At 54.5% G+C, this 14,140-nt stretch carries 14 protein-coding genes and 4 tRNA genes; 5 read left to right on the top strand and 13 right to left on the bottom strand.

Features of this window, described 5'->3' with window-relative positions; translation table 11 throughout:
• Positions 1 to 2 precede the first annotated feature (2 nt).
• From secE to P8T57_RS15370, 5 genes are all read right to left on the bottom strand, one after another.
• Complete coding sequence (gene secE / locus P8T57_RS15390; protein WP_007092435.1) at positions 3 to 200, bottom strand: preprotein translocase subunit SecE; 198 nt, start codon at positions 198 to 200, stop codon at positions 3 to 5.
• A 49-nt stretch (positions 201 to 249) separates the two neighbouring features.
• Positions 250 to 325, bottom strand: a tRNA-Trp gene (locus P8T57_RS15385).
• Between the two features lie 132 nt (positions 326 to 457).
• Positions 458 to 1,648 carry an elongation factor Tu gene (gene tuf, locus P8T57_RS15380; RefSeq protein ID WP_040059651.1) on the bottom strand — a complete coding sequence of 397 codons (1,191 nt, stop codon included), beginning with the start codon at positions 1,646 to 1,648 and terminating at the stop codon, positions 458 to 460.
• 76 nt (positions 1,649 to 1,724) lie between these two features.
• Positions 1,725 to 1,798: transfer RNA gene (locus P8T57_RS15375), tRNA-Gly, on the bottom strand.
• A gap of 37 nt (positions 1,799 to 1,835) precedes the next feature.
• Positions 1,836 to 1,920, bottom strand: a tRNA-Tyr gene (locus tag P8T57_RS15370).
• Positions 1,921 to 2,113: 193 nt separating this feature from the next.
• Here P8T57_RS15370 and rlmB point away from each other — a divergent pair.
• Positions 2,114 to 2,986 carry a 23S rRNA (guanosine(2251)-2'-O)-methyltransferase RlmB gene (gene rlmB, locus P8T57_RS15365; RefSeq protein ID WP_341363604.1) on the top strand — a complete coding sequence of 291 codons (873 nt, stop codon included), beginning with the start codon at positions 2,114 to 2,116 and terminating at the stop codon, positions 2,984 to 2,986.
• Positions 2,987 to 3,127: 141 nt separating this feature from the next.
• A tRNA-Thr gene (locus tag P8T57_RS15360) sits at positions 3,128 to 3,204 on the top strand.
• Positions 3,205 to 3,273: 69 nt separating this feature from the next.
• Here the strand turns inward: P8T57_RS15360 and P8T57_RS15355 are convergent.
• Positions 3,274 to 4,086 (bottom strand): hypothetical protein, encoded by an 813-nt coding sequence (locus P8T57_RS15355; RefSeq protein WP_139192131.1) that lies wholly within the window; start codon positions 4,084 to 4,086, stop codon positions 3,274 to 3,276.
• Between the two features lie 459 nt (positions 4,087 to 4,545).
• Here P8T57_RS15355 and P8T57_RS15350 point away from each other — a divergent pair, with 459 nt between their 5' ends.
• Positions 4,546 to 4,839, top strand: coding sequence for a hypothetical protein (locus tag P8T57_RS15350; RefSeq protein WP_341363603.1), 294 nt, complete (start codon positions 4,546 to 4,548; stop codon positions 4,837 to 4,839).
• 345 nt (positions 4,840 to 5,184) lie between these two features.
• Here the strand turns inward: P8T57_RS15350 and P8T57_RS15345 are convergent, their stop codons facing one another.
• Positions 5,185 to 5,790 (bottom strand): TetR/AcrR family transcriptional regulator, encoded by a 606-nt coding sequence (locus P8T57_RS15345; RefSeq protein ID WP_071240398.1) that lies wholly within the window; start codon positions 5,788 to 5,790, stop codon positions 5,185 to 5,187.
• A gap of 140 nt (positions 5,791 to 5,930) precedes the next feature.
• On the opposite strand from P8T57_RS15345, the gene P8T57_RS15340 reads away from it, so the two are divergent.
• The gene (locus tag P8T57_RS15340; protein ID WP_341363602.1) at positions 5,931 to 6,323 is read left to right on the top strand and encodes a RidA family protein; all 393 of its coding nucleotides are present in this window, start codon (positions 5,931 to 5,933) and stop codon (positions 6,321 to 6,323) included.
• A 66-nt stretch (positions 6,324 to 6,389) separates the two neighbouring features.
• On the opposite strand, the gene P8T57_RS15335 is transcribed toward P8T57_RS15340, so the two are convergent.
• From P8T57_RS15335 to P8T57_RS15310, 6 genes are all read right to left on the bottom strand, one after another.
• Positions 6,390 to 7,271, bottom strand: a complete 882-nt coding sequence (locus P8T57_RS15335) for an isocitrate lyase/PEP mutase family protein (protein WP_341363601.1) — start codon at positions 7,269 to 7,271, stop codon at positions 6,390 to 6,392.
• 5 nt (positions 7,272 to 7,276) lie between these two features.
• Positions 7,277 to 8,545 (bottom strand): TRAP transporter large permease, encoded by a 1,269-nt coding sequence (locus P8T57_RS15330; RefSeq protein ID WP_341363600.1) that lies wholly within the window; start codon positions 8,543 to 8,545, stop codon positions 7,277 to 7,279.
• Positions 8,542 to 9,030 (bottom strand): TRAP transporter small permease, encoded by a 489-nt coding sequence (locus P8T57_RS15325; RefSeq protein ID WP_037992438.1) that lies wholly within the window; start codon positions 9,028 to 9,030, stop codon positions 8,542 to 8,544. The genes P8T57_RS15330 and P8T57_RS15325 overlap by 4 nt, the downstream gene beginning before the upstream one ends.
• Positions 9,031 to 9,194: 164 nt before the next feature.
• Positions 9,195 to 10,193 carry a TRAP transporter substrate-binding protein DctP gene (gene dctP / locus P8T57_RS15320; protein WP_037992437.1) on the bottom strand — a complete coding sequence of 333 codons (999 nt, stop codon included), beginning with the start codon at positions 10,191 to 10,193 and terminating at the stop codon, positions 9,195 to 9,197.
• Between the two features lie 297 nt (positions 10,194 to 10,490).
• Positions 10,491 to 11,027, bottom strand: coding sequence for a GNAT family N-acetyltransferase (locus P8T57_RS15315; protein WP_341363599.1), 537 nt, complete (start codon positions 11,025 to 11,027; stop codon positions 10,491 to 10,493).
• A gap of 91 nt (positions 11,028 to 11,118) precedes the next feature.
• Positions 11,119 to 11,454 (bottom strand): rhodanese-like domain-containing protein, encoded by a 336-nt coding sequence (locus P8T57_RS15310; protein WP_007092240.1) that lies wholly within the window; start codon positions 11,452 to 11,454, stop codon positions 11,119 to 11,121.
• Positions 11,455 to 12,117: 663 nt separating this feature from the next.
• Here P8T57_RS15310 and P8T57_RS15305 point away from each other — a divergent pair.
• Positions 12,118 to 14,064: a PrkA family serine protein kinase gene (locus tag P8T57_RS15305; protein ID WP_007092241.1), complete on the top strand. Its 1,947-nt coding sequence runs from the start codon at positions 12,118 to 12,120 to the stop codon at positions 14,062 to 14,064.
• Positions 14,065 to 14,140: the final 76 nt, after the last annotated feature.

The following is a 14,140-nucleotide window of genomic DNA, read 5'->3' as shown; positions in this document are numbered from 1 at the left end:
ACTTAACCCCCGACACCAAAGATCAACTGAACGCCCCAGGCGAGAAGCTGATCGACAACAAAAAAGAAAACAGACGCCAAGGCCACCATGACGAAAACCATGATGGTCGAAACGGTTGTTTCCTTGCGGGACGGCCACGAGACCTTTTTGGCCTCGGTGCGAACCTGCTGTACGAATTGTGCCGGCGACGTTTTAGCCATTGTCGGGGTTACACCGCTTTCAAAAATTCAATTCCAGGACCCGGGTAAATGGCAGGAGCGGAGGGACTCGAACCCACGGCCCTCGGTTTTGGAGACCGATGCTCTACCAACTGAGCTACACTCCTACAAGGTAATCAGAAAGTTGAATTTCTTCAGGTCTTTCCGACACAGTCCTGCCCGGGCGGCAGGGTGTGCGGGCGGCTTATATCCGCCCGCACATCAAAGATCAAGCACCCAATGGTGCAAATCTTCAAAAATTATTCGATGATTTTCGCAACAACACCCGCACCGACGGTACGACCGCCTTCACGGATTGCGAAACGCAGACCTTCGTCCATTGCAATCGGTGCAATGAGGGTCGCGGTCATCTGGACGTTGTCGCCCGGCATAACCATTTCCGTGCCTGCCGGCAGCTCGATAGAGCCGGTGACGTCAGTGGTACGGAAGTAGAACTGCGGACGGTAGTTCGAGAAGAACGGCGTGTGACGGCCACCTTCATCCTTGGTCAGGATGTAGGCTTCTGCGGTGAACTTGGTGTGCGGCTTGATCGAACCGACATGCGCCAGAACCTGGCCACGTTCGACGTCTTCACGTTTGGTGCCGCGCAGCAGCGCGCCAATGTTGTCGCCAGCTTCACCCTGATCGAGCAGCTTGCGGAACATCTCAACGCCGGTGACAATCGTTTTGACGGTGTCTTTGATACCGACGATTTCGACTTCTTCACCAACCTTGACGATACCGGTTTCAACACGACCGGTCACAACCGTACCACGACCCGAGATCGAGAACACGTCCTCGATCGGCATCAGGAACGGACGGTCTTTCGGACGTTCCGGTGCCGGGATGTAGCTGTCAACAGCTTCCATCAGCTTCAGGATCGCTTCTTTGCCAATCGCGTCATCACGACCTTCAAGGGCAGCAAGAGCCGAACCTTTAACGATCGGAATATCGTCGCCCGGGAAGTCGTAAGACGACAGAAGTTCACGGATTTCCATTTCGACGAGTTCGAGGAGTTCCTCGTCATCGACCTGGTCAACCTTGTTCATGAACACGACGAGGGCCGGAACGCCAACCTGACGGGCGAGCAGGATGTGCTCGCGGGTCTGCGGCATCGGGCCGTCAGCTGCCGAAACAACCAGGATGCCGCCGTCCATCTGTGCCGCACCGGTGATCATGTTCTTGACATAGTCAGCGTGGCCCGGGCAGTCGACGTGCGCATAGTGGCGGTTCGCCGTTTCATATTCGACGTGCGCGGTCGAGATCGTGATACCACGAGCTTTCTCTTCCGGTGCTTTGTCGATCATGCTGTAGTCCTGGAACGATGCGCCGCCGCTCTCTGCGAGAACTTTGGTGATCGCTGCGGTCAGCGTGGTTTTACCGTGGTCAACGTGGCCGATGGTGCCAACGTTCACGTGCGGTTTTGTACGCGCAAACTTTTCTTTAGCCATTACACTCAGATCCTAATCCGAACCAAAAAAAACACGTAAGAACCCACCGCACGAGCCGACGGGATCATATAAAATCTGGAGCGGGTGAAGGGAATCGAACCCTCGTCGTAAGCTTGGAAGGCTTCTGCTCTACCATTGAGCTACACCCGCATATTTTTTATTGCGAGCTCTCGCGAGGGCGAGAGAATGGTGGAGGGGGCAGGATTCGAACCTGCGTAGACTAAGTCGGCGGATTTACAGTCCGCTGCATTTGACCGCTCTGCCACCCCTCCATCAGGGTCAAAACGTTGTCGGGGTTGCCCCCGGCTTCGTTCGGCGAGGGAGGGAATACGTTGCAGGGCCCTTCCTTGTCAACAGCAAAAAAAACACGAAATCGTATTTCCTTTCCTATATGTTCCCCGTGCTTTCGTTCCAAAGCGAAACAAACAGCATTCACACCCTTACCGTCCGGAGGTTTCCGCCATTATGTCGCGTCGCAACAATTCACGTTCTGCCAACCGTTCGACCGGGACGGGTCCGGGCGACAGCTTCCCGCAAGACGATGATAAACGCGATGGCAATTCGCGTCGCGGACGAAAACGCGGTCGTGACGGCGGCAATGCCGGTGGGGCTTCGCGCCTGATTCTATTTGGTCGTCACCCGGTTCTGAACGCGATTTACAATCCGCAACGCACGATTCACAAAATCTGGGCGTCCGAGGCCGTGCGTGATGAAATTGTCGCTGCCCTCACCGATACCGAACGCACCGATGTCCAGCTTGACGCCGCCGGGCGCACCGATCTGGATGAAATGCTGCCACCGGGCACCGTCCATCAGGGCATGGCGATGCATTGCGCCCCCCTGCCCCAGATTTCGGTCGAAGAACTGATCGCCGACACAAGGGACGAGGAACAATGCACGGTTCTGATCCTTGATCAGGTCACCGACCCGCACAATGTCGGCGCGATTCTCCGCAGTGCGGCGGCCTTTGGTGCGGCTGCCGTCATCGTGCCCGACCGTCACGCCCCGCCCGAAACCGGCACTCTCGCCAAATCGGCCAGCGGCGCGCTTGAAACCGTGCCCTATATTCACGCGGGCAATCTCAGCCAGACCATCGAGAAACTTAAAGGTGCGAATTTCTGGCTGGCCGGTATGGATGGCTATGCCGAACAAACACTGGCCGAAGCCAAGCTCAAGGGCCGGGTCGGCATCATCATGGGCTCCGAGGGCGAAGGGCTGCGCCGCCTGACGCGCGAAAATTGCGATTTCCTCGTCAAACTGCCGATGTCGGACCGCATCGAAAGCCTCAATGTGTCCAACGCCGCCGCAGTTGCCCTGTACGAGCTGTATCGTCGCTAGGAACAAGACCCAAAGCCGGGATTCCCGGCAGCCAGGGCACCGCCAGAAGCAGGGAAAATATGCCGCAAAATTTGATGCTATTTTCCCTGCATCAAAGGCTTGCAATCGCGCGCATCCCGGACTATGTTTCGCGCCGCCCACGCCGGCATAGCTTTAACTGGTAGAGCAGCGGATTTGTAATTCGAAGGTTGGGAGTTCGAGTCTCTCTGCCGGCACCATTAAAAGAAAACCCCGCATCGCCTTTTGGCTGCGGGGTTTTCTTTTGGCTGCTTAAATTTCGTAACCATTTAAAAGAAATCAGGATTAGGCCGTTTGAATTTGCTCAGATTCAATGTGACGGCCTTTTTAATCACTCCAAGATCATTAGCCCAAGTTAGAAAAATCCTCGCATTTCTACGTGCTCCAATTATTTCGACCATACTTGGCCTGTAGTAACGATTGTTATGAAGGAAGCTCGAGTTCGCGCCATTTGTATCGATTAAAAAATCAAATTCAGCTCCAGCCATAATTACCTTAAGGCCAGATGTGAGAGCTAATTTTTCAGAAATGAATGGACTAAACTTTAGAGATGGGAGGATCGCGTTCCCAGCCTGCCCGATATACAAGCCTAAAGGTTGAGGCAATCCACGGCCCATCAAAGAAGTGGAAATAGTAGAGTCTGAAATACTGTACTTTCCCTTCAAAATCTGACCATGAGCCTGAGAAACTTTAGCGTGGTATAAACCAGCTATGGTCTTTACTCCCCACAATTCAAAAGCATCTCCATTAAGAAGAAAGTTTTTTGCCTTTCTGGAAAGTGATTTTTCTGAGGCATGCTTCATAGCGTCATCTATGGCTTCAAAAAAACGCCCTGCTTCAGCGTCCAATTTTGATAGAGCGTTGTTGTGCCTTTGACAGAGAATTTTTGAAGTTAGTTTTTTTGCAGGTAACTCAATGGGATTTGGATCCCAAGGAATTCCGGTAACTCTTAGCCTCTCAAATTGTTTAAGCAAGCTATGAGAAATATAGTGTTCCTTTGATATTTCTTTACTGCAGTTGGCACTAACCCCCAAATAACAGCGAGGGTTTCTATATCCAGTGCATTCTCCTGTCGGTTTCAAATTTGGCCGTCGAGCCTTAAAACCAAAGTTCTTATCGAAACAACAGTTTCCAAAAGAATTATTACTACCACACGGACAGCAATCTTCTAGGTTCCAAGGAATTTTGAAGTTCCGATGCGCCACTAAAGATCCCCTAAAACCCTTAAAGGTACAAATTAGCACCTTAGATAAACGTAACAATAAATGCCCCTGCTTTAGCAAATATCGCCTTTTCCAATTTGCGAAAGATCAATCAATTCGCAATCAACCGCCCACCCATTAAAACAAATGCCGTCCCCATCACGCCCTGAATGGTGCGATAGACCCGTGTCGCGGGATTTGCGCAATATTGCCAGTTTTCCGGAAAAACCGGAACGGGAATCCCGTCTGATCTCTCCCAGCCCCGCCATGCGCGCAATCAGAGATGATGAAGGCAATAAAGTATGATATAGTCATACTATCAAGACTTGGAGAATGATCATGGGCGAGAACAATGCGATAGAACGAATGACTGTCACTGTGACGCGGGAAATGGCCCATACCATGCGTTCCGCCCTGAACGAAGGTGCCTATGCGTCAAGCAGCGAGATCATCCGTGAAGCCTTGCGCGACTGGCAGCATAAGCGCAAGCTCCGCTCAACCGAGCTTGAAACCTTGCGGGCAGATATCGCCGTTGCCGACAGGGACATTGCAGAAGGACGGGTTGACACATTCGACGTCAACAGAATCGCAGAACAGGGGCAGAAGATATTACAAAGCCGCTCCCGCTCCTGATCACCGCCACGGCACAGAATGATCTTGCGGAAATCTGGGCCTTTATCGCCACGGACAATCCCGATGCGGCAACACGACTGCTCCATGAAATCAGGGAACGGTTTGATCCTCTTTGCCTTCATCCCGAACTTGGCCCGAAACGCGATTACCTGTCACCGGGCCTTCGTGTTCATCACCACAGAAATTACGCGATCTACTACCGCGTGATACCGTCGGCGCTTGCTATCATGCGCGTTTTGCACGCTGCCCGCGACGCGACCGTTCAGCTTGGCGACGACTGATATCAAACAACTGGCCGGGTCCAACGGCCTGCATCACGCCCGGTTCCCGTCAGAAAATCGGGAACTAAAGCCCTTTGCGTTTCTCGACCAGAAACCCCTCGGCCATCAGGCTGAAGGCATCAACCGCCTTGGGCAAAGCAGACTTCGGATCATCACTGTCCGCAACCCATAACGCCGCGTTCAGGGCCGCCCCGCACAGCAGCCGGGCAGCGGCATCGGTATCGACCGGTTTCATAACCCCGTCGGCAATCAGCCTTTCGACCGCTTCTTTGGTGGCCTCAAGGCACGCATTCTGGCTCGGCCAATGCGACGGATCGCCAAGAATGGCAGGCCCGTCAAGCAGAACGATTCTCCTCACCTCGGGATCAAGCGCCATCGCGATATAGGCCGCCCCCTCTGCCAGAAGCTGTTGCCACCCGTCCCCGGCGCTGGCACTTGCCGCCCGCGCCCGCGCGGCCATCTCGCCATCGACCTGCGCCACCACCGCGGCAAGCAGCCCCTTTTTATCGCCGAAATTGTGATAAAGCGCGCCCCGCGTCAGGCCAACCGATGCGGTCAATTCATCCATCGACGCCGCGGCAAATCCTTGCGTTCCGAACGCCTTTCGCCCCGCCGAAACAAGTTTTTCGCGGTTTTCTTCCATCGTTTCCTGGCGACGCCGTGCGGCCATTGCGATCCTCCTTGGTAAATTACCCGACACATATCATCCCACATACGCCACGTATATAAAACTTGACATACGCAATGTATCCGAGATTTATATACGCATCGTATGTGAAACTGCACACCCGGATAAAAGGATAAATCCACATGGCACAGCGCAACGCCGTTTTCCCGGCCAACCGACATGCCCTTTATGCCGAACACGGCTATTCCGCCGCGATCAAATCGGGCGATCTTCTGTTCGTTTCCGGTCAGGTCGGCAGCCGCTCTGACGGTTCGCCCGAACCGGATTTCGAGGCACAGGTGCGTCTGGCATTCGCCAATCTTGAAGCAACGCTCAAGGCTGGTGGCTGCACGCGTGACGATATCGTCGATGTGACGACCTTCCACACCGATCCCGAAAACCAGTTTGAAACGATCATGAAGGTAAAGGGTGACGTTTTCCCAAAAGCCCCCTATCCGAACTGGACCGCAATCGGGGTGAACTGGCTGGCCGGGTTTGACTTCGAAATCAAGGTTATCGCCCGCATTCCGGGCTAAAACACCAAACGGCGCGCGAGAAGCCCCTCGCGCGCCGTTTGACCGACAATCAGATGAACGCTTGCCCTACCCGCGTTTCGAGGTCGCGTAGCGTTCCGATTCCTCGTAATAGGCATCAAAGCCGATGCGATTGCGCAACTGGCCCCAATCCATCAGCATATCGGTGCGTGGCTTGCCCGCTTTCATCAATTGCAGGGTTTCAACCATCGCCTTCATCGCGGCTGCCATAAGCGATAACGGATAAGCCGCGATCTGATAGCCGATATCACTCAGCTCTTCGGGCGTCAGGTCGGGGGTTTCCCCGCCTTCGACGATATTGGCCATTTTCGGCCCCGGCAGGGCGGCACAGAGTTCACGCATTTCCGCGACGGTTTTCGGGGCTTCGACGAACAATATGTCAGCGCCAAGTTCGGCAAACTTTGCGGCCCGGTCAATCGCCTCGCTCAGACCATGCTGATGCCGGGCATCGGTGCGCGCAAGGATCAGGATATCCGCCCCGGCCTCGCGGGCATCAACGGCGGCCTTGATACGATCAAATGCCTCGTCCCGGCCAACGACCTCCTTGCCCTTGGTATGGCCGCAACGCTTGGGCGCAAGCTGATCCTCGATCATCACCGCGGCACAGCCGGCCTTGGCAAAGCCCGCCACTGTGCGTTTCACATTCATCGCGTTGCCATAACCGGTATCGCCATCACCGATCACCGGGATCGAAACCGCATCAGTGATGTTGCGCGCCTGATCAAGCACTTCGCCATAAGACATCAGGCCAAGATCAGGTTCGCCAATCCGCGATGCCGCGGCCGAAAAGCCCGACATGAAGGTCAGGCCAAAGCCTTCCTGTTCGATCAGCTTGGCCGACAGCGCATCAAAGCAGCATGGCATGGTAATCAGATCACCCGTTGCCAGAAGCGCACGGAGTTTATCGGCAGAAGAGATTTGTTTGGTCATAAGCGTCACATTTTAAAGGGTATATAAAGGGCAAGATCATGCCAGACATACAGAATGGCCGCGGTCAGGAACATCAGAAGCAGGAACGGCAACACACCGCGCGCCACCTCGCCCAATCGCGTTTTCGCCACCGACTGAATGACATAAAGGTTGAGCCCCACGGGCGGCGTGATCAGCGCGCATTCAACCATGATCACCATATAGACCCCGAACCAGATCGGATCAAAGCCAAGCGCCAGGGCCGCAGGCAACAGAACCGGCGTCATGATCAGCACCATTGATAATGCTTCAAACACCAGCCCCATGATCAGCAACACGACCGTCACCACGATGATAAAGCCAAATTCGGTATCGATCCCCTGGCTGATCATCATCGAGATATCCTGCGGGATGCGATAAAGCGTGATCGCCTTGCCAAACACCTTCGCCCCGGCAATGATCAGGATGATCGCAACCGTGGTCGCCATGGTATCGAAAATCGCAAGCTTCAACGCCTTCCAGGTCAGAACCCGCATCGCTGCGGTAATCAGAAGGGCGGCAGCAAAGCCAATCGCCGCGGCCTCGGTCGGGGTGAAGGCCCCGGAATAGATCCCCGATATGATCAGCACCGCCAGAAGCACAGCAGGCAGGGCCTTTAACGTGGCGCGCTTGCGCTCTTCCCAGCCGCGTTTGGGTTCGCGTTCCTGCCCGCCAAACCGGGCATAGATCATCGAATAGATGATAAACAGCAACAGCAACGCAATGCCCGGCCCGACCCCGGCAAGAAACAGCGCAATCACCGATTCTTCGGTGACAAAGCCATAAATGATCATCGGGATCGATGGCGGGATCAGGATGCCAAGCGTACCGCCCGCCGCCATCAGGCCATAAACGAAACGCTTGTTATAGCCACGCTGGATCATTTCCGGGATGGCGACCGTGCCAATCGTGGCTGCGGTTGCCACCGATGATCCCGAAATCGCGGCAAACACGCCACACGAAAGGATCGTCGCCACCGCAAGCCCGCCCGGCCAATGACCGACCCACGCACTGACCGCGGCAAACAGATCGTTCCCCACACCGGCACGCAGCAGGATATTGGACATCAGCAAAAACAGCGGCACCGACAGCAGGATAAAACCATCCAGTGTCGACAGGATCGCCTGCGGTGCCATCAGCGGCGAAAACCCGCCAAGGATCAGCATGGCAAGGCCAAGCCCGCCCAGCGCAAAGGCCACCGGCACACGGATCAGCAGCAAGGCGAACATTGCCGCAAGTGTCAGGATAATCGTCATTCGTGCGCCCCTTCCGGAATATCCTTGCCGCGGATCACGCCGACAATTTCAATGACGGCCTGAACAGCCAGAAGCGCAAAACCGATCACGACCGGGATTTCGGCAACCCATGCCGGAAGGTCAAGCATCGTGCCGCTGGTGCGGCCCCGCTCGAAACTCTCAAAAAAGATTTCCCAGCCCTTGACCGTCACCATCACGGAAAACACCAGAACCACCGCCATGGCGATGATTTCAAGCACACGGCGCATCGATGGTTTGCAAAGCCGGGTCACCGCATCGACGGAAATATGCCGCCGTGCCGCCAATGCCCATGGCATGCCAAGCAACGATCCCCAGATCAGGCAAAGCTGCGAAAGCTCTGCCGCCCAGATGGTGGGGCGGATAAAGAAATAACGGGCCACGACCTCATAGGTCAGCATCACACCCGCTGCGACAAACAGCAGGGCCGCAATCCAGGCCAGCAAAAGCATCAAACGATCAAACATGATGAAATCTTGGCCGTGCCGGGAATATGCGCCCCGGTCGCGACCGCCTCCTGAAAAGAGAGACAGATGAATAGATGAAAAGACATCACCGCAACGGCTTGGTTGCCCAAAATGCGGTGATGTCTTCCTTATTGGCAGTTCAGTCTGCAATCACCGGGCAAGGCTTAAAGCTTGCTGGCCGCATCAAAGACCTGCTTGCCCAGATCACCGGCGTGGTTGAGGAATTCCTCGTAAACCGGTTTGGCTACTTCACGCCATGCCGCCATTTCCTCGTCCGTCGGGGTATAGACGGTCATGCCGTTGGCTTTGGCTTCGGCATAGGCCTCGGCTTCGATCGATGACATGCGATCACGGACGTCTTTTTCCGCGTTCATTGCTGCGGTCGAAATGATGTCACGCTGCGCATCCGAAAGGCCGTTCCAGAAATCGGTATTGATCACCACGATGAATTCAACATCGGCATCGTTGGTGACGGTCACCGTATCCATGACTTCCCAAAGCTGGCGGGATTTGACGCCCGACATGCCGGTCATGCCGACATCAACCGTACCACGCTGATAGGCGATATACTGCTCGGACCCGGAAACAAGGGTCGGCGCACCACCGGCTGCTGAAATGAAATCGCCCTGGGTTTTGGAAAATACGCGGACTTTCTGGCCTTTAAGACCTTCCGGGCCTTTGATCGGACCACCGTTCGACAGCATGATCGATCCGCCATAAGCCTGCCACCACAGAACGGTCGCGCCGGTATCGGCAATCGCCTCGTCCAGCGGGCCACGCACCGGCGATCCCTTGGCAACGGCGGCACGGACTTTCTCTTCGGAATCAAGCAGGAACGGCTGATAGAACACATCAACCGCCGGAACATCCCCGACATAACGGGTCAGCGACGCCACACCCATTTCAATCGCCCCGGAACCGACGGCGGCGGGAACTTCCTTGTCCTTGTAAAGCTGCGCACTGTCATAAATCTCGACCGCGATATCGCCGTTCGATTTTTCCTCGACCTCGTTCTTGAACATCAAAAGGTTCTGGCCAAGGTGGCTTTTCATCGGCAGTTGCAGCGAAATCCGCAGGGTCAGATCGGCCGCAACGGCATTATGGGTCATGCCGGTAAAACCAACGGCAGTCATCAGGGCCGCCGCAAGGGCAAATTTCTTCATGACGAACGTCCTCCGGGTTTTTTTATTTTATACAAAAGCTTTCAGGCGCAAAGATGCGCTCAACCCGGTTTGGCATTCAAGATGTTTTGGTCATACCACTGTCACACGCATTAACCCTTAGTGCACCGCACAGCAGCATGAATGTCCTTTATTTCAGGGAAAAATCGACCATTCAGGCCATGTCATGCTGCACCGCAAAACGTGAATAACCGGCCAGATTACGCACATTTTCCGAACAATCTGGCATGCCAGCAAAACGGTTTTGAATACAGAATACGGGAATCGTCCACCAGCGTATTACACAGCAAGCCGCTTATACATCACGGTGGTTGCACTCAGTTTTTCGGAAAACGGATCGCGGGCATAGGCCGGGATCACGCCGGCCGTTTCAAAACCGAGCGAGGCATAAAGCGGCTCGGCACTGTCGCCGGTTCTTGTATCAAGTGTAAGCAGATGACGTGCTTTCGCAAACGCCCGTTTTTCCAGTGCCTCCATCAGTTTCCGCGCAATGCCCAGACGACGATAGTGCGGATGGACCATCAGCTTGCAGACCTCGCCGCGATGGACCTGATTGGGCATGGTCGCGCAATCAAGCTGCACGGTTCCGACCACCTTGTTGTCCGCCAATGCGACAAACAGATCACGCTTCCCGCCCCTCATCGCAGGCAGGACCATATCGCGCCAGAATGCCACCGCATCCTCGGTGTCAAACGGGTCGATAAACCCGATGCTGGCCCCGTCATGAACGCAGGCATGCAGCATCTCGCCAAACGCCTCAAGGTGGTTTTCAAGCTGATCGGCGTCAAAGCTTGCAATGGTGATCTGATCGCTCATTTTTGGGGCCTCATACGATAAAAAGGTGATAGCGCCGGGCGGCAAACACAGAATGAGAATGAGATAGAGGCAAAGGCACAAGGCGCGTTTGTTAGCCTTGGGCGAGATCAAACCCGTCGCGTGTCCAGCTTTGCAAACCGCCCTTCAGGTTCATCACCTTGCAATCAAGATGCGGCAGAACGGCGTTGGCAGCCCCGAAAGATCGCTGTCCGACGGCACAAATGAACACGAAATCCGTCTCTGTATCGTCGGCAAGGTCGACAAGTGCCGGAATATCGAAAGTCGAGGTCGGCATATTGATCGCCCCGCTGATATGACCGGACCTGAATTCGTCGGGTTCGCGGACGTCAATCAGGGTCACGTTACCCTGTGCGATCAGGTGATCAAGTTCACCACTTTCGACGAAATTCACGCTACCATCGGTCATTCGATACTTCCCTTCGGGGCGGGTTTGGCGCACAGTAGAAAGACAGAACTGATATAATTTTGCTGTTTGACTGTGCAATTGCAAAATGGGTACGGCGGATGAATTCGCCGTCAGAGTGCCGGTTTCCCGGCATCCGGCCCGGTCACTTCGACGTGATCGTTTCGCAAGCGTTTTTACCAACAATATTCGTAGCTTGACCATTGCGGAATGATACCGGAAGCCCCACGTCAAAGAGACAGGGTCACAGGAGCGGACCTTATCCGGGTGCATTCACCGGCTACGCCCGCCCCTAGGAAAAAGTGACTTTGGGTCGCCGCAAAGCGGGACTTTGACTATTACCATTGCCGGTTGCAAATATTGAAAGCCATTCTAAAAAGTCATCAAACCCATTTTCTTTGCCATCATCTGGCAGACCTTTAAACGAACCTTAAATAAAGTTCATTAGTTTATTTACTCACCGCCCGATTGAACGATTCGTTTATTTCGGACGTAGACAGAATGAACGGCGGCTACTTTCAATGCCACCGCAGCGCAGCAAACCCGCTGCCGTATTGCAACAGGATCGGGCAATCCGGCCATCATGCCGGTTAAGCCCCAAGATCAAAAGAACACAGGAAACGACATCTGACAGAAGTGCGATAACGTTGGAAAGGAGACCGCGCCATGGCTGAAGACAAGGACATCTTCGAGCTGTATGCGGAAGGCTATGACGGAAAACGCGAAACCGAACTAACCATCCGGGACTATCTTAATCTATGTCGCGATGATCCATCGGCCTACGCATCCGCAGCCGAGCGGATGATCAAGGCAATCGGCGAACCCGAAATGATCGACACCTCGACCGATTCCCGTCTCGGCCGAATTTTCCTGAACCGCACCATCAAACGATATCCGGCCTTTGAAGATTTCTTTGGCATGGAAGAAACCATCGAACGCATCGTTGGCTTCTTCAAATATGCCGCCCAGGGACTGGAAGAACGCAAACAGGTTCTTTATCTGCTGGGCCCGGTTGGCGGCGGTAAAAGTTCGCTTGCCGAACGGTTAAAGGAACTGATGGAGGTCGAGCCGATCTACGTGCTCAAAGCCGGCGATCAGATCAGCCCGGTTTTCGAAAGCCCGCTTGGCCTGTTTAATCCGGCCAAAATGGGTGATGCCATCGAAGACAAATACGGCATCCCCAAACGCCGCCTGACCGGGCTGATGTCGCCATGGGCGGTGAAACGGCTTGATGAGTTTAACGGCGATCTTTCCAAATTCTCGGTCGTAAAACTGATCCCGTCGCGCCTGCGCCAGATTGCGATTGCCAAAACCGAACCGGGCGATGAAAACAATCAGGACATTTCGTCACTGGTCGGCAAGGTCGATATCCGCAAACTTGAATATTACAGCCAGAACGACCCGGACGCATACAGCTATTCCGGCGGCCTTAACCGCGCCAATCAGGGGCTTCTTGAATTTGTCGAGATGTTCAAAGCCCCGATCAAGATGCTGCACCCGTTGCTGACGGCAACGCAGGAAAGCAACTATATCGGCACCGAAAACCTTGGTGCGATCCCGTTCCAGGGCCTTATTCTGGCGCACTCGAACGAGGCGGAATGGCAAACCTTCAAGGCCAACAAGAATAACGAGGCCTTTATCGACCGTATCAGCGTGATCAAGGTTCCCTATTGCCTGCGGGTGACAGAAGAAACCCTGATTTACGACAAACTGTTGCAGGGATCCGAACTGGAACAGGGGTCCTGCGCGCCGGGCACGCTTAAGATGCTGGCACAGTTTTCGGTTCTGTCGCGCCTTGAAGAACACGAAAATTCAAACCTGTATTCCAAGATGCGCGTCTATGACGGCGAAACATTGAAGGATGTCGACCCCAAAGCAAAATCGATGCAGGAATATCGCGATACCGCCAGTGTCGACGAAGGCATGGACGGCATTTCAACCCGTTTCGCCTTCAAGGTGCTTTCGGAAACCTTCAACCATGACACCCACGAGGTCGCGGCCGACCCGGTACATCTGATGTATGTGCTCGAACAGGCGATCCGGCGTGAACAATACCCCGAAGAACGCGAAAAGGATTACATGGATTTCATCAAATCCGAACTGGCCCCGCGTTATGCGGAGTTCATCGGGGCGGAAATCCAGAAGGCCTATCTCGAAAGCTATTCCGATTACGGCCAGAACCTGTTTGACCGTTATGTTGCCTATGCCGATGCCTGGATCGAGGATCAGGACTTCAAGGACCCCGATACCGGTCAGTTGCTGGATCGCAAGATCATCGATCAGGAACTGTCCAAGATCGAAAAACCCGCGGGCATCGCCAATCCGAAGGATTTCCGCAACGAGGTCGTCAAGTTTGCCCTACGCGCACGCGCCAATAACAAGGGCAAGAACCCGGCATGGACGTCCTATGAAAAACTGCGCGAAGTCATCGAAAAACGCATGTTCAGCCAGGTCGAAGACCTGCTGCCGGTGATTTCATTCGGATCGAAAAAAGACAGCGACACCGAGAAGAAACACAACGAGTTCGTCAAACGCATGATTGATCGAAGCTATACCGAACGTCAGACACGCCGTCTGGTCGAATGGTACATGCGTGTCAATAAGGCCGGTTAAGCCCAAGCTGCGGCTTTGCCGACCCGCACCGGGCGGTTTGTCCCCTTGTCCGCCCGGTGCACCGAGCTCCCGGTCG

Source organism: Thalassospira sp. SN3W (assembly GCF_038070535.1).
Lineage (GTDB): Bacteria > Pseudomonadota > Alphaproteobacteria > Rhodospirillales > Thalassospiraceae > Thalassospira > Thalassospira xiamenensis.
This window is presented reverse-complemented; position numbering and strand designations above follow the sequence as displayed.